The organism is Sphingomonas sp. 1F27F7B (assembly GCF_005503355.1).
Lineage (GTDB): Bacteria > Pseudomonadota > Alphaproteobacteria > Sphingomonadales > Sphingomonadaceae > Sphingomonas.
Map to the genome: position 1 here is coordinate 13,543 of NZ_SCMK01000014.1, position 18,177 is coordinate 31,719.

Sequence of the window (18,177 nt, forward strand, 5' to 3'; positions counted from 1 at the left end):
CGGCGCCCGCCCGAACGAGCGCCGCCCGCGCCTCCGGCGAACCGGAGAGGCGGGCGGCTATTTCTTCCGCGGAAAGGCTGTCCAGCGCTTCGCTCAGAACTTCACTCCCAGCGTGGCAAAGGCCGAGCGACCCGGCGCGATCGACGCATAATGCGCCGTATAGGCCTGGGGGAAATAGACCTTGTCGGTCAGGTTCTGCACGTTGACGCTCACATCGAAATGCTCGTTGATCGTATAGCCGATGCGCGCGTCGAAGCGCCAATATTCGGGAACCGTGACGATGCGGACCTTGGTCGCCGGGGTAAAGGTGGTCACGCCGGCCGCATTCTGGGTGTAGCTGCGATTGTCGGAATAGCCGCCGAACACCCGGCTCATGTAGAAGGCGCCACCGCCGATGCTGAGGCCCTTGATCGGCGTGGCGTTCGCCCACAGCGTGAAGCTGTCCCGGGCGGTCTGGGGCGCCTGGCGGCCGGTGTTGACCGAGGGCACGAGCAGGGTCTTGGGCTGCTGGACGGTGACGCCGCCGACCACGACCGCCGCGGCGGTGAGCACGGTATAGCCGCCATCGACGATCTTGGGATCGAGATGGGTGTAGCCGCCGAACACGTTCAGCCACTTGGTCAGGTTGCCGTTGAAGCTGAACTCGATGCCGCGGATACGGCGCTTGCCGATGAACTGCACCGTGTTGTCCGCGCCGGTCACGCGGGCATTGTCGGTGTCGGTCTGGAAGGCGGCGAGAGTGAGCGAAAGCTGGTTGTCGAACAGCCCGGCCTTGGCGCCGACTTCGTAGCTCTTGCTCTTCTCGACCTTGAGGCTGTCGAGCAGCGCCAGGTTGGCGGCGGTGTTGGTGGTCGGCAGCGCGTTCGGCTCCTGCCCTTCGCCGAGCAGGCTGTTCGGCGGCGTCGCAGCAGTCGCGTAGCTCGCATAGAGGCTGGTGTTCGCCGTCGGCTTGAAGACCAGGCCCGCCTGCCAGTTGAAGAGCGTGTCGGTGCGCTCCAGCGGGGTCGTCTGGGTGGCGCCGGCTGCCAGTGCCGGGGTGATCTTCGACGTGAAGCGATCGATGCGGGCGCCCAGGTTGAGGATGAGCGACGGGACGAGCGTGATCGAATCGAAGGCATAGGCCGAGAGGGTGTGCGCGTCGTTCTGCGTCTCCGCGCTCGGCGCGCCCTTCACGATCGGCGTGGTCGCCGTGGTGGCGTCGCCGGTATAGTTCACCCAGGCGTCGTTCGGGTTCGGGTTGAACAGGCTGGCGCAATAGAAACGGCCGATCGCGGCCGGCGTGCAGCGCGGGCTGATGGTCGAGCCGGTGGCGAGCACATAGGTGCCGCGGCGCGCCTTCTCCCAGCTCGCCTCGAAGCCTGCCGCGAAGCTGTGCTTGATCGCGCCGGTCTCGAACGTGCCGAACAGATCGGTCTGGTTGGTCAGCGACTCGGCATAGCCATAGCGGGTGTTCGCCCGCCGCCAGACCAGGCCGCCCGCCGTCGCCGCCGCAGCGGCGTTGGTGCCATAGACATTGCCCTGCTGATCGTCGGGCTGGGTGTAGATGTAGTTCTGCTCGTTGTAATTGTAGCGCGAGGTGTTGCGCAGCGTCACCGTGCCGAAATCATGCTCGACGCGCATCGTCGCCTGGTGCGTGTAGGCGTCGCGGAAGTCGCGGCTCTTGAGACCGTAGAAGGTGCTGCGGTCGACCTTGCCGGTCACGCCGGCGATCGTCCGCACGTTGCCGATTGCCGGCTCCGAATAGATCTCGCCGGTGCCCGGCGCATTCGCCAGCGTGTAGAGATAGGGGATGCCGCTGTCCGGCAGCTCATGGCTCTCGAGATAATAATAGGAAGCGGTCAGCCGCGTCGGCGTGCCGAGGCCGATGGTCACCGACGGCGCGACACCCCAGCGGCGCTGCCAGATCGCGTCGCGGCCGGCGACGTCCTGGTCGTGCCACATCGCCGCGACGCGCACGCCGATATTGCCGCCCAGATACTGATTCACGTCGAGCGCGGCATGCTTGTAGTCCGCCGTGCCGACGCTGGCGGTCGCGCGGATGAAGCTGGTCTGTTGCGGCACCTTGGTGATGATGTTGATCGAGCCGCCGGCGCTGCCGCGGCCGCCCAGCGTCGAATCCGAACCGCGGATCACCTGGACCTGTTCGATCGCGAAAGTGTCGCGCGCCTGTGCGGCAGTGTCGCGCACGCCGTCGACAAAGGTCGAGCCCTGGCTGTCGAAGCCGCGGATGAAGGGACGATCGCCGATCGGGTTGCCGCCTTCCGCGGCGCCGAAGGTAATGCCCGGCACGGTGCGCAGCGCATCGGCCAGCGTGGTCGAGCCGGTCTGCTCGATCACGTCCTTCGGCAGGATCACCACCGAACGCGGCGTGTTCTGGACGGAGGCGGTCGCCTTCGGCCCCTGCAGCTCGGCACGGCCGCCGGTGACGACGATCTGCTCGCGATCCTCCGCGCTGCGATCCTGGCCGTCCTTGTCCGCATCGGCGGGCGTCGACACGTCATTGTCGGCGGCATGCGCGGTCGGAGCGGTGGCGATGAAGCCGACACAGGCAAGCGCAAGGAACGATGCGCCCGAACGCGCGGTGGAAACACGACTCACGAATTGATCCCCCTGAACAGGTTATTTCGGGGCGAGCTATTGCGAGGCGTTCTCAGAGTCAATGCTAATGCGAGCTGTTCGCAGCTTTGTCGCAATATTGTTGCAAATCAGCTGGGCGGCTGGGCCAGCAGCCAGGTGCGGATCGCGCTGGCGAGGTTGGGCGGCTCCTCGCCGCCGATCCGGGCATGGTCGATCGCCGCGACCAGTGCATTGAGCGGCAAGGCTCGTTCGGCCGCGGCCCGTTCCAGCGCGTCCCAGAACAGCGGCTCGAGGCTGATCGAGGTCTGGTGCCCCGCAATGGTGACCGAGCGCTTGACCGGCCCCTGAAAGCCGCCCGGGGGCGGGTCGACGTTCATTCCGTGTCGAACAGCGCCGCCAGCTGCTCGACCATCGTGCCGGCCAGCTGCTCGGCGTCCATGATCGTCACTGCGCGGCTATAATAGCGGGTCACGTCATGGCCGATGCCGATCGCGACCAGCTCGACCGGCGAGCGCGCTTCGATCCAGCCGATCACCTGGCGCAGATGGCGCTCCAGATAGGAGCCCGAATTCACCGAGAGCGTCGAATCGTCGACCGGCGCACCGTCGGAGATCACCATCAGGATCTTGCGATCCTCGCTGCGGCCGATCAGCCGCTGGTGCGCCCAGAGCAGCGCCTCGCCGTCGATATTCTCCTTGAGCAGCCCCTCGCGCATCATCAGCCCGAGCGACTTCTTCGCGCGGCGCCAGGGTTCGTCGGCCTGCTTGTAGACGATGTGGCGCACGTCGTTGAGGCGGCCGGGCTGGGCCGGGCGGCCATCGGTCAGCCACTTCTCGCGGCTCTGCCCGCCCTTCCAGGCGCGCGTGGTGAAGCCGAGGATCTCGGTCTTCACGCCGACACGCTCCAGCGTGCGCGCCAGGATGTCGGCGCTGATCGCCGCGATCGAGATCGGCCGTCCGCGCATCGAGCCCGAATTGTCGATCAGCAGCGTCACCACCGTGTCCTTGAACTCGGTGTCCTTCTCGCTCTTGTAGGAGAGCGACTGCATCGGGTTGATCACCACGCGCGCCAGCCGCGCCGCGTCGAGCAGCCCCTCTTCCTGGTCGAAGTCCCAGCTGCGGTTCTGCTGCGCCATCAGCCGGCGCTGGAGCCGGTTGGCGAGCTTGGTCACTGCGCCCTGGAGATGGACCAGCTGCTGGTCGAGATAGGAGCGGAGACGATCCAGCTCCTCGATGTCGCACAGCTCGGCGGCGGCGACCACTTCGTCGAACTGGGTGGTGTAGGCGCGATATTCGAACTGGGGCGGCAAGTCGCTCCACGGACGATTGGGACGAACCGGCAGCATGCCCTCATCGCCTTCGTCGCCGGGATCGCCGTCGCCATCCTCCATCGCGTCGGACTGTTGCTGCTCGCCTTCCTCGCCCTGGTCGGAATCCCGCTGCTCGCCGCGCGCCTCGGCCTGGCCCTCGCTCTGGCTCGATTCGCTCTCGCCATCCTCGTCGCCGGGCTGCTCCTCTTCCTCGGTGCCCTCGTCCTCGCCGCCGCCCTCGTCCGCCTCGTCGGGGATCAGGTCGCCCTCGGTGAGCTCGAGATCCTGGAGCAGCTTCGAGGTGAGCGAGGCGAAGGCGCGCTGATCGTCGATCGCCAGCGCCAGCGCATCGAGATCGGCGCCGGCGCGCTCCTCGATCCAATCGCGGATCAGCGCCATGCCGAGCGCCGCCGTGCCGGGCGATTCGCGCCCGGTCAGCCGCTCGCGGACCACCAGCCCGAGCGCCGTGGAGAGCGGCACTTCCTCGCGGTTGCGCGCGCGGGTGATCGGATCCGCGCGCAGCTTGAGATCCAGCGCATGCTCGAGATTGGCGGCGATGCCGGCATAGCCGCGCGAGCCCAGCGCCTCGACCCGCGCCGTCTCGACCGCGTCGAACACCGCACGGGCCACCGGCTCCTTCGGCGCCCCCTTCACGTGCAGCGCATTGTCATGGTGGCGCAGCCGCAGCGCGAAGCTGTCGGCGAAGCCGCGCGCCTCGGCCACTTCCTCGGCGGGCAGGCTGCGCGACGGCGTCGGCACCTTGAGCTGGCGCCCGTCCTGGCGCGGCGCTTCGCCGGTGAAGCTCAGCTCGACCTCGTGCTCGCCCGAAAGCGCGCGCGCGGCACCGCCAAGGACATTGCGGAACCGGTCGAGGGGAGAGTCGGCAGCCATGTCAGTCCAGCATCACAGGCTTGTCGGAGGTCGCTGCCGCCATCGCGCGCGCCGAGACGACAAGGACCACGTCGCGAGGTGCGACGGCCAGCCGGACTTCCCGGGCCTTGCCGCCCGCCATCACGCGAATGGTCGCCGTCTTCCCCACCGTCATCTCCTTGTCGAAGCACAGGCCGACCGTATCATCGCGCTTGACCGCCGGGGTGAGGCGGAGGCGCTGCCCATCCAGGCTGACCTCGGCATCGGGCATCGAAGTGTAGCAATCGGCGACCTCGACCCCGATCGTGCGGCCCGCGCCCGCGCCCGCATCCTGCGGCAGCAGCGCCGGCAGGATCAGGGCGACGGGCGCGAGCGCCGCCACGGTCACGCCTTGCCCACCACGCTCTCGGGCAGGTCCTTGCCGAACACGCGCTGATAATATTCGGCCACCTGTGCGCGCTCCGCCTCGTCGCACTTGTTCAGGAACGACAGGCGGAAGGCGAAGCCGACATCCTTGAAGATCTCGGCATTCTGCGCCCAGGTGATCACGGTGCGCGGGCTCATCACGGTCGAGATGTCGCCGTTGACGAAGCCCCTGCGAGTCAGGTCCGCCACGCGGACCATGTTCTCGACCAGCTCCTTGCCGCCCGGCTTGTCGAAATCGCCCGACTTGGCCAGCACGATCTGCGCCTCGACCGCGGCGGGCAGATAGTTGAGCGTCACCACGATGTTCCAGCGGTCCATCTGGCCCTGGTTGATCTGCTGGGTCCCGTGATAGAGGCCGCTGGTGTCGCCCAGACCCACCGTGTTCGCGGTTGCAAACAGGCGGAAATAGGGGTTGGGGCGGATCACGCGGTTCTGATCGAGCAGCGTCAGCTTGCCCTCGGTCTCGAGCACGCGCTGGATCACGAACATCACGTCCGGGCGGCCGGCGTCATATTCGTCGAAGACGAGCGCGGTCGGGGTCTGCAGCGCCCAGGGGAGCAGACCCTCGCGGAACTCGGTAACCTGCTGGCCGTCCTTGAGCACGATCGCATCGCGGCCGATCAGGTCGATGCGGCTGATATGCGCGTCGAGGTTGATGCGGATGCACGGCCAGTTGAGGCGCGCCGCCACCTGCTCGATATGGGTCGACTTGCCGGTGCCGTGATAGCCCTGGACCATCACGCGGCGATTGTGCGCGAAGCCCGCCAGGATCGCGAGCGTCGTATCCGGATCGAAGACATAGGCGGGATCGAGATCGGGCACGCGCTCGTCCGCTTCGCTGAAGGCGGGCACTTCGAGGTCGCTGTCGATCCCGAACAGGTCGCGCGCCTTCACCATCTTGTCGGGCGCGTCGAGGATCGTGATGCTCCGGCTGTCGGGCTGGGTGTTGGGGATATCCGCCATGTCTTCGGTCCTTCCGTCGCCAGAGCGACTAGAAGCTCCCGTGCCGCACTGCAACGGGCATCACGCAAAACGCGCGCACGTCCGCTTCCGCCGCAAGCCCTTTCCTCGAATCGGCTTTCATGGGATCATGACGCCATAGTAACGGGCGCGCGCATCCACCGATTCTTAGCTCTCTGGGGAAGACGATGAACGGGAAGCTGTTGTTCCTGGCGCTGCTCGCGCCGCTCGCCGGTTGCGATTGGGGCCAGCAGCCTCCCCCACCCCCGCGGCGCCCGCTGCCGCCGGTGGTGCGCCCGGTCGATCGCGGACCCAGCTGGCTCGATCCCGTCCCCTATTGCGAGGGCGCGCTGCGGCGCGGCGAATGGCTGGTCTGCGACAACAAGAACCTCAACTGGCTGCACCGCACGCTGGCAGGCCAATGGGCGGAGGAACGTCAGGGCGCCGACCGCCAGCGGCTCTGGGTCCAGCGCCAGCAGTTCCAGGCGTTGATCAGCGAGCGCGACGCCTGCCAGACGGTGGAATGCGTGGCGACTGCCTATCGCCGCTATCTCCGCGACGGCCGGCGCTGGACGCCGGGGCCGGAAGCCCGCCCCGTGCCGCAGCGGCCGCGCCCGGCGCATTATCGCCCGCGTGAAAAGCGCTGGAACTGGCGCGACAACGGCCCGAGCTGCGCCTCGAAGATCGGCTGGCAGAAGGCGGCGCTGCTGGCGCGCCAATGCTCCGTGGTCAATCCGGACGGCCAGTGCGGTCCGCAGCGCGGCTGCGAGACGCTCAAGTCGATGATCCTGGACGGCTGCTGGGATGCGGGCGATCGCAAGCCGGGGTTCTGCAACCGCGTCTAGGCCCAGGTGCGGCGCCCGGAAGTTCAGGAAGCCTAGGCTACGGGACCCGGCTTTCCCCGCCCATGCGGGTGCCGGCGGCGGACGGGATCGGCACAAGAGAGGGAGCCGGGTTGCATCCGCCAGCTTGAAGCAGGCGGAATCCTACGTTGCAATCGCGCCGGGCGCAGGCGGCCCCGGGGAGCTCCCTTCCAGGGAAGGGGCGGCGGCTTAGGTCGAGGAGTCATATTCCTTCAATCGTCATCCCTGCCTGCGCGGGCGTGACGAAAGGAAATCGGCTACCCGGCTACCTTCCCAAGCTAGTCGTTCTCGAACTTCGGGAGCCGGAACAGGTCGACGAAGCGCTGGCCCAGCATGAGATCGCCCGTAACAGCCACCCGACCCTCGCGGATCGACTCGGCAAGCGGGAGCGGGCCGTAGAAAGTGGCCGCGAGCAGCGTCGGCACGCCTTCGAAGATCACATCGGCGCCGGCGGGATCGCGGCGCTCGATCGCCAGCCCGCCATCGTCGATCGTCGCGCGGAACGGCTCGCCCCCCACCCGGAAGCCCAGGTCGATCGCGAAGCCGCGCGCCGGCTCGCGCGCCATCATCGTCTTCAGCGAAAGCATGAAGGCGCCGTTGCTGAGCGGCAGGGTGACGTCATGGGCGGGCGAGCCTGCCGCCCAGCGGCTGAGCGCGAAGATCGGCTCCTCGAGCGCCGCCCCCCAGCGCGTGAGTTCATAGACCCGGGCATTGGCCGGCGAAGGCAACTGCCGGCGGCGCAGGATGCCTGCCTTCTCCAGCCCTTCCAGCCTCTGGGTGAGGATATTGGCGCTCAACCCTTCCAGCGCACCGCGAATCTCGCCGAAGCGCCGCGCGCCCAGCAGCAGCTCGCGAACAATCAGCAGCGACCAACGTTCTCCGATCAGGTCCATCGCGAGCGCCGTGCCGCACGCGTCCTGATACCAACGGCGAGCCTTTGCGAAATCCGAGTTAGTTATTTTTTGTGACTCCATAGTTGCTTTTAATAACCTAGTCGGGCATCAGGATCAAGAAAGCGATTCGCCGGCCACCCGAAGTGGAGGTTTATTCCGATGACACTGGTTCCCGCCGCAGAGCTGGCCGCGCGTGAGACGACGCGCTGGCCCAACGAGACTCAAGACTATCGCCGGGCGCGCACCGCGCTGCTGGCCGCGGAGATCGAGCTGCGCCGCTACATCGAGTCGGTCGCCGAGCAGCGCCGCGCGCTGCCGCACGGCCCGGAAGTGACCGGCGACTATGTGTTCGAGGGCGAGGACGGCCCGGTCCGCTTCGCCGATCTGTTCGGCACGCACGATACGCTGGTCGTCTACACCTATATGTTCGGCCCGCAGCGCGAGCGGCCCTGCCCGATGTGCACCTCGCTGCTCTCGGCCTGGGACGGCGAGGCGCCCGATCTGCTCCAGCGCGCCGGCCTGGCGGTGATCGCCCGCTCGCCGATCGCGAAGCTGGCCGCCTTCAAGCAGGAGCGCGGCTGGCAGCACCTGCCGCTCTATTCGGACACGCGGCAGGATTTCAGCCGCGACTATGGCGCGATCGCCCCCGACGGCTCGGACATCCCGCAATTCATGGTCTTCACTCGGCGGGACGGCACGATCCGCCTGTTCTGGGGCGGCGAGATGGGTGCGGAAAGCGCCGATCCCGGCCAGGACCCGCGCGGCGCGCCCGACCTGATGCCGCTCTGGACGATCCTCGATTCCACGCCCGAGGGCCGGGGGGCCGGCTGGTACCCCTCCCTCACCTACTGAACCAAATCCCCAGGAGAGAAAACATGCCTCAGATGATCTTCGTCAACCTGCCCGTGGCCGATGTCGCCAAGTCGACTGCCTTTTACGAAGCGATCGGCTGCACCAAGGATGCGCGCTTCAGCAACGAGCAGGCATCGGCGATGCAGCTCAGCGACACGATCGTGTTCATGATCCTGTCGCAGGATTTCTTCAGAACCTTCACGCCGAAGCCGATCGCCGACGCGCGTGCCGTGACCGAGGCGCTGATCTGCATCTCGCGCGACAGCCGCGAGGCAGTGGACGCGATCGTCGAGGCGGCGGCCAGGGCGGGCGGCAAGGCGGACATCCGCGAGAAGCAGGACATGGGCTTCATGTACGGCCGCAGCTTCGAGGATCCGGACGGCCATATCTTCGAGCCGATGTTCATGGACCTCGAAGCCGCGATGGCCGCCTTCCCCGACGGCCCCGCCCATGAGCCGGCCTGAGCGGATGCGAGCGCAGGGAGACGCGGCATGAAGCGTGACCAGATCATCGGATGGGTGCTGAGCGGCCTCGTCCTCCTGTTCCTGGCGATGGATGCCGGCGGCAAGCTGATCGCCCCGGCGGCGATGATCGCCTACAGCCCGCCGCTCGGCATTCCCGCCGATGTGGGACTCTATCGCGAGCTCGGGCTGATCCTGGCGATCTGCACGCTGCTCTATGCGGTGCCGCGCACCGCGGTGCTCGGCGCGATCCTGCTCACCGGCTATCTCGGCGGCGCGGTCGCGATGCACTTCCGAGTGGGCAGCCCGCTGCTCAGCCACACGCTGTTCGGCGTCTATCTGGGCGTGATCGCCTGGGGCGGACTGTGGTTCCGCGATCCGCGCGTGCGTGCCCTGATCCCGATCGCCGGCTGAGAATTCCCAAGAGTCCAGAGGAGAGGACCGATGGCAGACAAGATCACGACCGTGCTGTGGTTCGACCATGTGGCCGAGGAAGCCGCCAACTTCTACGTCTCGCTGCTGCCCGACAGCCATGTCGGCAGGATCTTCCGGGCGCCGGGCGACAATCCGAGCGGCAAGGAAGGCGCGGCCCTGGTCGTCGAGTTCACTCTGGCCGGGCGCAGCTATGCCGGCCTGAACGGCGGCCCCAATTTCAAGCCGAACGAGAGCGTCTCGTTCCAGATTCTCACCGAGGATCAGGAAGCAACCGATCGGCTGTGGAACGCCATTGTCGGCAATGGCGGCCAGGAGAGCATGTGCGGCTGGTGCAAGGACAAATGGGGCTTCAACTGGCAGATCACCCCGCGCCGGCTGATCGAGCTCAACTTCAGCGACGATCCCGCCAGTTCCAGGCGTGCCTTCGAAGCGATGATGACGATGAAGAAGATCGACATCGCCGCGATCGAAGCCGCGGCCAGGGGTTGAGGAGGCAGCCATGGCCATCGAGATCACCGGCTTCAACTGGGTGCCGGATTTCGCCCGCGGCTATGTCCGCGACCTGAGGCCGCGCTGGGCGTGCGAGGAGATCGGCCTGCCCTATGACATGCGGCTGATCAGTCCGGTCCCGCCCAAGCCGGCCGCCTATTTCGATGAACAGCCCTGGGGCCAGGTGCCGGTGCTGCACGACGGCGCGGTGCGCCTGTTCGAGAGCGGGGCGATCCTGCTCCATCTGGCGGAGAAGGACACGCGGCTGCTGTCGCGCGATCCGCAGCAGCAGGCGACGACGCTCGCCTGGCTGTTCGCCGCGCTCAACAGCGTCGAGCCCGGGCTGTTCGAACTGGGCAACGTCACCCTGTTCTCGAAGGACGAGGAATGGGCGAAGCTGCGCCGGCCGAGCCTGATGGAGGATATCGGCAAGCGGCTCGATCGCCTCGCTGATGCGTTGGGCGAGCGGGAATGGCTGGCCGGCGATTTCAGCGTCGCCGACGTCGCGATGGTGACGGTGCTGCGCAACGCCGACGGCAGCCCGCTGATCACCGAGCGCCCCGTGCTGGCCGCCTATGTCGAACGCGGCATGGCGCGGCCCGCCTTCCAGCGCGCGATCGCCGCGCAGCTGGCCGATTTCCAGCCCGCGCCGGTCGCGGCCTGACACTGTCGAGAGGAGAACCAAAATGGCTTATATGGACGGTTACGTGCTCGCGATCCCCGAGGGGAACAAGGAAGCCTATCGCAAGATGGCGGAGAAGGTCGCGCCGATCTTCCGGGAATTCGGCGCCACCCGCGTGCTGGAAGGCTGGGGCAACGACGTGCCGCATGGCAAGCTCACCGACTTCTACATGGCGACCAAGGCCGAGGAAGGCGAGACCATCGTCTTCTCCTGGGTGATGTGGCCCGACAAGGCGACGCGCGATGCCGGCTGGGCGAAGCTGATGCAGGACGAGCGGATGCAGCCCGACGGCGAGTCGCCCTTTGACGGCAAGCGCATGTTCTGGGGCGGCTTCGAGCCGATCCTCGACACGGGAGAAGCGAAATGAACGCGCATGGAAGCTTCATCTGGTACGAGCTGCTGACCAGGGACGCAGCCAAGGCCAAGGCTTTCTACGACTCGGTGTGCGGCTGGAACATCGATGCCCAGCCCGCCCCGGGCGGCATGGACTATCGCATGATCAACGCCGACGACGGCCAGGCCGGCGGCGTGATGCAGCTCAATGCCGATATGATCGCGGGCGGCGCCCAGCCGGTCTGGCTCGGCTATCTCGGCGTGGACGATGTCGACGCCTCGGTCGCCGCGGTGGTCGCGGCGGGCGGACAGGTCCACCTTCCGGCCTTCGACATCCCGGACGTCGGCCGGCTGGCGATGGTCAGCGATCCGCAGGGCGTGCCCTTCTACGTGATGCGCGGCGCCTCGCCCGAAAGCAGCACCGCCTATCAGCGCATGGGCTTCGGCCATGTCAGCTGGAACGAGCTGCGCACCACCGACGATGCCGCAGCGCTCGATTTCTACGGCAAGCTGTTCAACATCGAGAAGGTCGGCACCATGCCGATGGGCGAGATGGGCGACTACAGCTTCATCGCCAATGGCGACAGCAAGGGCGAAGCCGTGGGTGCGATCATGCGCGGCGAGCCGGGCAGCCGGCCGGGCTGGGGCTTCTACTTCCGCGTGCCGGACATCACCGAGGCGCAGGCCAAGGCGGAAGCCGGAGGCGGCAAGCTCGTCTGGGGACCGCACGAGGTGCCCGGCGGCGAATGGGTGATCAACATCACCGATCCCGAGGGCGTCAGCGTCGGCCTCGTCTCGCCGAACAAGAGCTGAGCTCCGCCGTGACGATCACCATCACCGCCTTCGATCGCTCCCCCGACGGCGGCAAGGGGCTGGCCCGCGACACCCGCGTCCGCTGGGCGCTCGAGGAAGTGGGCCAGCCCTATGACGTGCGATTGGTCACCTTCGCCGCGATGAAGGCGCCGGCGCATCTCGCGCTGCACCCCTTCGGCCAGATCCCTACCTATGAGGAGGGCGGCCTCGCCCTGTTCGAGACCGGGGCGATCGTCCTCCACCTCGCCGAGCGCCATCCGGGCCTGCTGCCCGACGACGCCGATGCGCGGGCGCGGGCAATCGCCTGGATGTTCGCCGCGGTGAACACGGTGGAACCGGTGATCCTCGACCTGGTCACCGCCCGGATCGTCGAGGGCGACAGGCCCTGGGCGGCCGAGCGCCTGCCGCTGGTCGTCGAGCGCATCCATGGCCGGCTGCGCCAGCTCGCCGACCGGCTCGGCGATGCGGAATGGCTCGACGGCGCGTTCAGCGCGGGCGACCTGATGATGATCTCGGTGCTGCTCCGGACCCGGCCGTCGGGCATTCTCGACCGGCATCCGGGCCTGGCCGCCTATGTGGCGCGCGGCGAGGCGCGCCCCGCCTATCGGCGCGCCTTTGCCGACCAGCTCGCAGTGAACACCCGCCCGGCCGACTAAGCAAAGGCCGGCGAGCCCTTGAGCGTCTGGTACGCCTCGATCACCCGCTGGAGCCGGCCTTCATGGCTGCGATCGCCGCCGTTGCGATCGGGATGGAACTTGCGGACCAGCTCCGAATAGCGCTTGCGCAGCGCGGTGCGGTCGGCATCGATCCCGAGGTCGAGGACCTTGAGCGCCTCGCGGTCCTTGCCCGAGAGCGGCTTTCCGTCCTTGCGCTCGCCCCGGTCCTTCATCCGGTCGCGGAACCGCGCGCCGATCGCATCGAGCGGATCGGCGAAATCGGCCCAGCGCGGTGGCCGGTCGGCCCCGGCGGTGCCCGAAAAGGCGCGGGTCTCGCGTTCCCAGCCGGCATAGGGGCGCTGGGCATCGTGAATCTCGTCGGGCGTCATGCCCTGGAAGAAATTATAGCCCGAGTTGAACGCGCGGACATGATCCAGGCACAGCCAGCGATATTCGCCCGGGCCGTCATAACCGCCCCGCGCATGCCCCATCGGCGCACGGAACTCGCCCGGCTGGGTGCAGCCGGGCTCGGCGCACAGCCGTCCCTGCGCTTCCACGCGACCATGGAAACGGGCATTCGGCCTGTCCTTCCTGTGCTGGCCCTCGGCCACGCTACCTCCCTCGAGCAAACCGCCTATATAGGCGCGATGACCGACACTGCCACCGGCGGACTCGCCGACATCATCGCCGCCCGTCTCACCGTCGCGCTCGCCCCGGCGCATCTCGAGGTGATCAACGACAGCCACCACCATGCCGGCCATCTCGGCGATGACGGCACCGGCGAATCGCACTGGACCGTAGTGATCGAGAGCGGGGCCTTTCAGGGCCTGTCGCGCGTTCAACGCCAGCGCCTGATCAACAATGCGCTCGCCGACCTGCTCGTCTCGCGCATCCATGCGCTGGCGATCAAGGCTCGCGCCCCGGGAGAATGAACATGCCGTACAAGCTCTGGTACTGGGCGGAAATCCAGGGCCGGGGCGAGTTCGTCCGGCTGCCGATGGAAGCCGCCGGAATCGCCTATGCCGATGTCGCCCGTGAGCTGGGCAGCGCGGCGCTGATTGCCGACATGAAGGCGCGGGCGCATCGCCCGCCCTTCGCCCCGCCCTATCTCGACACGGGCGACCGCGTGATCGCCCAGGTCGCCAACATCCTGCTCTGGCTGGGCGACCGTCATGGCCTGGCGCCCGAAGATACCGCGACCCGCCATTGGCTCCACGAGATCCAGCTTACCGTCACGGACTTCGTGGCCGAAGTGCACCAGGTGCATCACCCCGTCGGCACCGGCCGCTATTACGAGGACCAGAAGCCGGAAGCCGCGCGCTTCGCCCAGGAATTCCGGGCGGAGCGCATGCCCAAGTTCCTCGGCTGGTTCGAACGGTCGGTGGAGGGCGGATGGCTGGCAGGCAATCGCTGGTCCTATGGCGACACCTCGATCTTCCAGCTGATCGAGGGGCTGCGCTACATGTTCCCCCGGCGGATGGCGGCGATCGAGGGCGACTATCCCAGGCTCGTCGCGATCCGCGACCGCGTCGCCGCGCTGCCGGGGATCAGGGCCTATCTCGACGGCCCGCGCCGCATCGCATTCAACACCCGGGGCATCTTCCGCCACTATCCCGAGCTCGACGCCGCCTGAGCGCACCGCGTCGCGGCCCGAAAGGCTGGGTTTCCAAACTGTGGCTGTCCGCCCGAGGCGCCACAGGCTATGCATCCGGTGACGAGAGGACATCATGACCGACGAACTCTTCACGCAGATCATCGCCCCCACCACCCATGATCTGGGCGGCTTCAAGGTCCACCGCACGCTGCCTTCCAGGCCGCGGACTATGGTGGGGCCCTTCATCTTCTTCGACCAGATGGGTCCGGCCCGGCTGGACGCCGGCACCGGCATCGACGTGCGCCCGCATCCGCACATCAACCTCGCCACCGTGACCTATCTCTATGCCGGCGCGATCGACCATCGCGACTCGCTCGGCACCTTCGCGACGATCGAGCCCGGCGCGGTGAACCTGATGACCGCCGGCCACGGCATCGTCCATTCCGAGCGCTCGCCCAGCGCCGAGCGCGCCAGGGGCCCCGAGCTCTCGGGCATCCAGACCTGGCTCGCGCTGCCCGAGGCGAACGAGGAAATGGCCCCCGCCTTCGAGCATGTCGGCGCGGCCGACCTGCCGATCGTCGAGGAACCGGGCGCCCGCTGCCGCGTGATCATGGGCGAGCTGTGGGGGGCCAGGGCACCGACCACCACCTATGCCCAGACCATCTATGCCGATATCGAGCTTGCCGAAGGCGGCGCGGTGCCGATCGACCCCGCCGCGACCGAGCGGGCGGTGTATCTCGCCTATGGCGACGCCAGCATCGACGGGATCGAGATGGAAGTCTCCACCCTCTACATCCTGCGCCCGGGCATCACTGCGATCCTGCGCTCGGCCGGCGGCGGCCGCATCGCCCTGTGCGGCGGCGAGGACTTCGCCACGCCTCGCCATGTCTGGTGGAACTTCGTCTCCTCCAGCCGCGACCGGATCAACCAGGCCAAGGAAGACTGGAAGGCAGGCAATTTCCCCAAGGTGCCGGGCGACGACAAGGAATTCATCCCGATCCCCGAAGTGCCCAAGACGGTGAGCTATCCCTAGCACGCGGCTCAGCATCTGCCGGCGCAAGCGGCGCTACCCGACCATGCCGGAAGCGCTGGAGGCGATCCGCGCATCCGGGCTGGCGCTGCGCCCCTATCGCTGCGACCGTTGCTTCCACTATCACCTGACCAGCCGCACCAAGGGCAAGCGGGCGGTTCGAATTCCTGCCTGATACCCCGCCAGGGCGGGGATGACGGTTGAGCATTGCTCCACCGCCCATTAGCCTCCGCCGAAACAGGAGAGGCGAGATGGCCGATTTCGAACTCCAGCGGATCGCACTGCCCACCGGCGTGGAACTGAACGTGGCGATTGCGGGCGACCCCGCCAATCCGCCGATCATGCTGCTCCACGGCTTTCCCGAATCGCACCGCACCTGGCGTCACCAGATCCCTGCGCTCGCCCGCGATCACTATGTCATCGCCCCCGACCAGCGCGGCTTCGGCCATTCCGCGCGGCCCGAGGGCGTCGCGAACTACACGCCCGACAAGCCGGTGGCGGACCTGCTCGCGCTTGCCGAGCAGCTCGGCATCGGGCCGTTCACGCTGGCGGGGCACGACTGGGGCGGCGCAATCGCCTGGATGGCCGCGCTGCAGAACCCGCAGCGCATCGCGCGCCTGATCATCGTCAACGCGCCGCACCCGCTGGTCTTCCAGCGCAGCCTGTTCGACGATCCCGCCCAGCGCGAGGCGAGCCAGTACATCACGGCCTTCCGCAACCCGGATTTCGAGCAGTTCCTCGACCGCATCGGGCTCGAGGCGTTCTTCGACACCAGCTTCGCCAGACATGCCGATGCCGCGCTGCTCGCGCCCGAGAAGCCGGCCTATCTCGCCGAATGGGGCCAGCCCGGCGCGATGACCGCCATGCTGAACTGGTACCGCGCCAGCGCCATATCGGTACCCGCACCGGGCGAGACGCCCGAACGGCCGGCCTGGCTGGGCGGCCCCTTCCCGCCGGTCACCCAGCCGACCCTGGTGATCTGGGGAATGCAGGACGGCGCGCTGCTTCCCTGCCAACTCGACGGGCTCGACGCCCTGGTGCCGGACCTGCGCGTGGTGGAAATCGCGGATGCCGGCCATTTCGTGCCCTGGCAGAAGCCCGCGGCGGTGACCGAGGCAATCCGGGCATGGCTGGCGGAGCGCGGCGGCTGAGGGCCGGAAATTCGGGAAGTTTAGACTAGGGCCAAGACTCGTTCAGCAAACCTTGTCATCCCCGCGCAGGCGGGGATCCAGGGTTTCGCTGCTGTATCGCCCGTGACTCTGGATCCCCGCCTGCGCGGGGATGACGAAAACGGGGATACTTGTCTCAAGGGGATACGCGCCACTTGTTCCGGAATCCCGCTTCTTCTTCCGCGGCAAGGCAGCGGGGCCCCGGAACAAGTCCGGGGTGACGAAGGGCGCCGTCAGCGCGCGCGCCGCATGCCCGGCACCTTCGCCACCGCGGGATCCTCGAGCAGCCGGCGATATTCGTCGCTCTCCATGCCGAGCAGCGCGATGCGCTCTTCCGCATCGTGATGCACGCCCCAGCCATATTGCTTCACCAGCGGCGAAGCGCGCAGACAAGCCTGGGGCTTGGCGAAGAAATCCCCGCGGCTCTTGTCGCCGCCCCGCGCGCGATGCGCGGCGTGGAGCAAGTCGTCGCTGGTCATCGCATAGGGCCGGGCGAGCAGCGCGTGCTGCACCGCCGCCACCGTGCCGGGCTTGTCGGGGACGGTCCCTCGCGCCACCGGGCTGTCCGGCGACGCAGTGATCAGCGTGTCGCGATAATTGGTCGACTTCATCAAAGACGCACTTCGGCGGCGGCATCCAGCACGATGCCCTGCTCGCTGCTCCGTTCCGCGCCGGGACGGACCCAGGCGGCATGGGCATGCGCGGTGGCGACCACCACGCGCGGACCGCCATCGGGCCAGCTGCGCACGCTCACCACTTGCTCGCCCAGCGCACGGTCGGGCTCCATCGCCACCCAGGCGAGCGGCCGCTCGAGCGTGGCTGCGGCGCCGGCCGCCTCCATCGCGGCGCGGATGCGCGCGGTGCTCGCATCGGGGACATATTGCCAGACCACCGAGTGCATCAGCACGCGCGTGACGTCCTCCGCCTGCGGTTCGGCCAGGCGCGCCTCGACCCAGTCGGCGGCATCGGCATGGTCGAGGCGCACGCCGCCCGCGCGGACCATGCCGATCGCCTTGCGCAATCGCTCCAGCCGCATCGGCGTCTCGGCCCAGACATAGGCGGAGAGCCGCGCCTCCACCGCCGGATCGGTGACGTCGAGCGGCGCGACGTCGCAGCCCCGGGTCGAGACGATCTCCAGCGGCGGCAGCGCGGGCGGATCGCCCAGCCAGGCCGGCGCGATGGTGACCGGCGATTCGGCCGGCCCGAGCAGCGCCCCGCCCAGATCGAAGCGATAGCGATCGATCAGCAGGTTGAGCCCGCCGCTCGATCCGATCTCCAATATCTCCAGCTTCGGGCCGAAGCGCCGCGCGACTTCGATCAGCCCGACGATCAGCGCGCCCGAACGGCCGGGCTCGTTGGTCTGGGGCGGGCCGTCGAGCCAGGGGAGCAGGGCGGCATCGTTGCGCGCCAGCACACGGTTGAGCGCCGCCTGCAGCGCCTCGCCCTCCAGCCGGCCCGCGAACGCCTCGGCCAGCTCGGCGTCGCTCCCCGCCAGCACCAGCGCGTGCAGCCCGCCGACCAGCCGCAACGGCAGCGCGTCGCGAGTCGGCTCGCCCGGCCAGTCGAGCACCCGGCGCCCGGTCTCGCTGCCGCGCGTCAGCCCGTCGGCGATCGCGGTGCAGATGGCCGCATAGATGGGCGCGTCCATCTTGCGGCAATAGAATTCCTGGATCCGGAACGCGCCGCGGTTATTCTCTTCGCTCGCCATAAGAAATACCTCCGCGGCCCGTCTGTTGCGCCCATGGGGTGCCCCTAGTAAAGCCCC

At 68.0% G+C, this 18,177-nt stretch carries 23 protein-coding genes; 14 read left to right on the forward strand and 9 right to left on the reverse strand.

Annotated features, from left to right (window positions below; all coding sequences use genetic code 11):
• Positions 1 to 93: 93 nt before the first annotated feature.
• The 5 genes from FFS08_RS13850 to cobS all read right to left on the reverse strand — a co-directional run bounded on the left by FFS08_RS13850 (position 94) and on the right by cobS (position 6,145).
• The gene (locus tag FFS08_RS13850; protein WP_137862561.1) at positions 94 to 2,598 is read right to left on the reverse strand and encodes a TonB-dependent receptor; all 2,505 of its coding nucleotides are present in this window, start codon (positions 2,596 to 2,598) and stop codon (positions 94 to 96) included.
• A 107-nt stretch (positions 2,599 to 2,705) separates the two neighbouring features.
• Positions 2,706 to 2,954 (reverse strand): ribbon-helix-helix domain-containing protein, encoded by a 249-nt coding sequence (locus tag FFS08_RS13855; protein WP_137862560.1) that lies wholly within the window; start codon positions 2,952 to 2,954, stop codon positions 2,706 to 2,708.
• Positions 2,951 to 4,777, reverse strand: a complete 1,827-nt coding sequence (gene cobT / locus FFS08_RS13860) for a cobaltochelatase subunit CobT (RefSeq protein WP_137862559.1) — start codon at positions 4,775 to 4,777, stop codon at positions 2,951 to 2,953. Before cobT ends, FFS08_RS13855 begins: the two co-directional genes overlap by 4 nt.
• Position 4,778: 1 nt before the next feature.
• Complete coding sequence (locus FFS08_RS13865) at positions 4,779 to 5,138, reverse strand: hypothetical protein (protein WP_137862558.1); 360 nt, start codon at positions 5,136 to 5,138, stop codon at positions 4,779 to 4,781.
• 2 nt (positions 5,139 to 5,140) lie between these two features.
• Complete coding sequence (gene cobS, locus FFS08_RS13870) at positions 5,141 to 6,145, reverse strand: cobaltochelatase subunit CobS (protein WP_137862557.1); 1,005 nt, start codon at positions 6,143 to 6,145, stop codon at positions 5,141 to 5,143.
• Between the two features lie 185 nt (positions 6,146 to 6,330).
• On the opposite strand from cobS, the gene FFS08_RS13875 reads away from it, so the two are divergent.
• Positions 6,331 to 6,987: a hypothetical protein gene (locus FFS08_RS13875; RefSeq protein ID WP_137862556.1), complete on the forward strand. Its 657-nt coding sequence runs from the start codon at positions 6,331 to 6,333 to the stop codon at positions 6,985 to 6,987.
• 296 nt (positions 6,988 to 7,283) lie between these two features.
• Here FFS08_RS13875 and FFS08_RS13880 read toward each other — a convergent pair whose 3' ends face one another.
• The gene (locus tag FFS08_RS13880) at positions 7,284 to 7,898 is read right to left on the reverse strand and encodes a winged helix-turn-helix transcriptional regulator (protein WP_249341067.1); all 615 of its coding nucleotides are present in this window, start codon (positions 7,896 to 7,898) and stop codon (positions 7,284 to 7,286) included.
• 159 nt (positions 7,899 to 8,057) lie between these two features.
• Here FFS08_RS13880 and FFS08_RS13885 point away from each other — a divergent pair, with 159 nt between their 5' ends.
• From FFS08_RS13885 to FFS08_RS13920, 8 genes are read left to right on the forward strand one after another with little or no spacing between them, the layout of a single operon-like run.
• Positions 8,058 to 8,750: a DUF899 family protein gene (locus FFS08_RS13885; RefSeq protein WP_137862554.1), complete on the forward strand. Its 693-nt coding sequence runs from the start codon at positions 8,058 to 8,060 to the stop codon at positions 8,748 to 8,750.
• A 23-nt stretch (positions 8,751 to 8,773) separates the two neighbouring features.
• Complete coding sequence (locus FFS08_RS13890; RefSeq protein WP_137862553.1) at positions 8,774 to 9,214, forward strand: VOC family protein; 441 nt, start codon at positions 8,774 to 8,776, stop codon at positions 9,212 to 9,214.
• Positions 9,215 to 9,241: 27 nt separating this feature from the next.
• The gene (locus FFS08_RS13895) at positions 9,242 to 9,625 is read left to right on the forward strand and encodes a DoxX family protein (RefSeq protein ID WP_137862552.1); all 384 of its coding nucleotides are present in this window, start codon (positions 9,242 to 9,244) and stop codon (positions 9,623 to 9,625) included.
• A 30-nt stretch (positions 9,626 to 9,655) separates the two neighbouring features.
• On the forward strand, positions 9,656 to 10,135 hold the full coding sequence (locus FFS08_RS13900) for a VOC family protein (protein WP_137862551.1): 480 nt from the start codon (positions 9,656 to 9,658) through the stop codon (positions 10,133 to 10,135).
• A gap of 10 nt (positions 10,136 to 10,145) precedes the next feature.
• Entirely contained in the window at positions 10,146 to 10,799 is a 654-nt protein-coding gene (locus tag FFS08_RS13905) for a glutathione S-transferase family protein (RefSeq protein ID WP_137862550.1), read from the forward strand.
• A gap of 22 nt (positions 10,800 to 10,821) precedes the next feature.
• Entirely contained in the window at positions 10,822 to 11,184 is a 363-nt protein-coding gene (locus tag FFS08_RS13910; RefSeq protein ID WP_137862549.1) for a DUF1428 domain-containing protein, read from the forward strand.
• The gene (locus FFS08_RS13915; RefSeq protein WP_137862548.1) at positions 11,181 to 11,963 is read left to right on the forward strand and encodes a VOC family protein; all 783 of its coding nucleotides are present in this window, start codon (positions 11,181 to 11,183) and stop codon (positions 11,961 to 11,963) included. The genes FFS08_RS13910 and FFS08_RS13915 overlap by 4 nt, the downstream gene beginning before the upstream one ends.
• Before the next feature lie 8 nt (positions 11,964 to 11,971).
• On the forward strand, positions 11,972 to 12,619 hold the full coding sequence (locus FFS08_RS13920) for a glutathione S-transferase family protein (protein WP_137862547.1): 648 nt from the start codon (positions 11,972 to 11,974) through the stop codon (positions 12,617 to 12,619).
• On the opposite strand, the gene FFS08_RS13925 is transcribed toward FFS08_RS13920, so the two are convergent.
• Positions 12,616 to 13,176, reverse strand: coding sequence for a J domain-containing protein (locus FFS08_RS13925; RefSeq protein WP_249341071.1), 561 nt, complete (start codon positions 13,174 to 13,176; stop codon positions 12,616 to 12,618). The two genes, FFS08_RS13920 and FFS08_RS13925, sit on opposite strands and share 4 nt — an antisense overlap.
• A 90-nt stretch (positions 13,177 to 13,266) precedes the next feature.
• Between FFS08_RS13925 and FFS08_RS13930 the strand changes: the two genes are divergently transcribed.
• The 5 genes from FFS08_RS13930 to FFS08_RS13950 all read left to right on the forward strand — a co-directional run bounded on the left by FFS08_RS13930 (position 13,267) and on the right by FFS08_RS13950 (position 16,394).
• On the forward strand, positions 13,267 to 13,551 hold the full coding sequence (locus tag FFS08_RS13930) for a BolA family protein (RefSeq protein WP_137862545.1): 285 nt from the start codon (positions 13,267 to 13,269) through the stop codon (positions 13,549 to 13,551).
• A gap of 2 nt (positions 13,552 to 13,553) precedes the next feature.
• Complete coding sequence (locus FFS08_RS13935) at positions 13,554 to 14,252, forward strand: glutathione S-transferase (RefSeq protein ID WP_137862544.1); 699 nt, start codon at positions 13,554 to 13,556, stop codon at positions 14,250 to 14,252.
• A gap of 94 nt (positions 14,253 to 14,346) precedes the next feature.
• Positions 14,347 to 15,246 (forward strand): pirin family protein, encoded by a 900-nt coding sequence (locus FFS08_RS13940; RefSeq protein ID WP_137862543.1) that lies wholly within the window; start codon positions 14,347 to 14,349, stop codon positions 15,244 to 15,246.
• Between the two features lie 43 nt (positions 15,247 to 15,289).
• Positions 15,290 to 15,418 (forward strand): hypothetical protein, encoded by a 129-nt coding sequence (locus tag FFS08_RS24235; RefSeq protein WP_283214626.1) that lies wholly within the window; start codon positions 15,290 to 15,292, stop codon positions 15,416 to 15,418.
• Positions 15,419 to 15,494: 76 nt separating this feature from the next.
• On the forward strand, positions 15,495 to 16,394 hold the full coding sequence (locus FFS08_RS13950) for an alpha/beta fold hydrolase (RefSeq protein ID WP_137862541.1): 900 nt from the start codon (positions 15,495 to 15,497) through the stop codon (positions 16,392 to 16,394).
• A 251-nt stretch (positions 16,395 to 16,645) separates the two neighbouring features.
• Here the strand turns inward: FFS08_RS13950 and FFS08_RS13955 are convergent, their stop codons facing one another.
• Together FFS08_RS13955 and FFS08_RS13960 are read right to left on the reverse strand one after the other, a co-directional pair.
• On the reverse strand, positions 16,646 to 17,023 hold the full coding sequence (locus tag FFS08_RS13955) for a DUF6157 family protein (RefSeq protein ID WP_137862540.1): 378 nt from the start codon (positions 17,021 to 17,023) through the stop codon (positions 16,646 to 16,648).
• Positions 17,023 to 18,120, reverse strand: a complete 1,098-nt coding sequence (locus tag FFS08_RS13960) for a DUF2332 domain-containing protein (RefSeq protein WP_137862539.1) — start codon at positions 18,118 to 18,120, stop codon at positions 17,023 to 17,025. Before FFS08_RS13960 ends, FFS08_RS13955 begins: the two co-directional genes overlap by 1 nt.
• Between the last annotated feature and the right edge of the window lie 57 nt (positions 18,121 to 18,177).

Coding starts and splice junctions, on each gene's coding strand:
- FFS08_RS13855 (WP_137862560.1), bottom strand. CDS start 2,954: ATGAACGTCGACCCGCCCCCGGGCGGCTTTCAGGGGCCGGTCAAGCGC.
- cobT (WP_137862559.1), bottom strand. CDS start 4,777: ATGGCTGCCGACTCTCCCCTCGACCGGTTCCGCAATGTCCTTGGCGGT.
- cobS (WP_137862557.1), bottom strand. CDS start 6,145: ATGGCGGATATCCCCAACACCCAGCCCGACAGCCGGAGCATCACGATC.
- FFS08_RS13875 (WP_137862556.1), top strand. CDS start 6,331: ATGAACGGGAAGCTGTTGTTCCTGGCGCTGCTCGCGCCGCTCGCCGGT.
- FFS08_RS13880 (WP_249341067.1), bottom strand. CDS start 7,898: ATGGACCTGATCGGAGAACGTTGGTCGCTGCTGATTGTTCGCGAGCTG.
- FFS08_RS13885 (WP_137862554.1), top strand. CDS start 8,058: ATGACACTGGTTCCCGCCGCAGAGCTGGCCGCGCGTGAGACGACGCGC.
- FFS08_RS13890 (WP_137862553.1), top strand. CDS start 8,774: ATGCCTCAGATGATCTTCGTCAACCTGCCCGTGGCCGATGTCGCCAAG.
- FFS08_RS13895 (WP_137862552.1), top strand. CDS start 9,242: ATGAAGCGTGACCAGATCATCGGATGGGTGCTGAGCGGCCTCGTCCTC.
- FFS08_RS13900 (WP_137862551.1), top strand. CDS start 9,656: ATGGCAGACAAGATCACGACCGTGCTGTGGTTCGACCATGTGGCCGAG.
- FFS08_RS13905 (WP_137862550.1), top strand. CDS start 10,146: ATGGCCATCGAGATCACCGGCTTCAACTGGGTGCCGGATTTCGCCCGC.
- FFS08_RS13910 (WP_137862549.1), top strand. CDS start 10,822: ATGGCTTATATGGACGGTTACGTGCTCGCGATCCCCGAGGGGAACAAG.
- FFS08_RS13915 (WP_137862548.1), top strand. CDS start 11,181: ATGAACGCGCATGGAAGCTTCATCTGGTACGAGCTGCTGACCAGGGAC.
- FFS08_RS13930 (WP_137862545.1), top strand. CDS start 13,267: ATGACCGACACTGCCACCGGCGGACTCGCCGACATCATCGCCGCCCGT.
- FFS08_RS13935 (WP_137862544.1), top strand. CDS start 13,554: ATGCCGTACAAGCTCTGGTACTGGGCGGAAATCCAGGGCCGGGGCGAG.
- FFS08_RS13940 (WP_137862543.1), top strand. CDS start 14,347: ATGACCGACGAACTCTTCACGCAGATCATCGCCCCCACCACCCATGAT.
- FFS08_RS24235 (WP_283214626.1), top strand. CDS start 15,290: ATGCCGGAAGCGCTGGAGGCGATCCGCGCATCCGGGCTGGCGCTGCGC.
- FFS08_RS13950 (WP_137862541.1), top strand. CDS start 15,495: ATGGCCGATTTCGAACTCCAGCGGATCGCACTGCCCACCGGCGTGGAA.
- FFS08_RS13955 (WP_137862540.1), bottom strand. CDS start 17,023: ATGAAGTCGACCAATTATCGCGACACGCTGATCACTGCGTCGCCGGAC.
- FFS08_RS13960 (WP_137862539.1), bottom strand. CDS start 18,120: ATGGCGAGCGAAGAGAATAACCGCGGCGCGTTCCGGATCCAGGAATTC.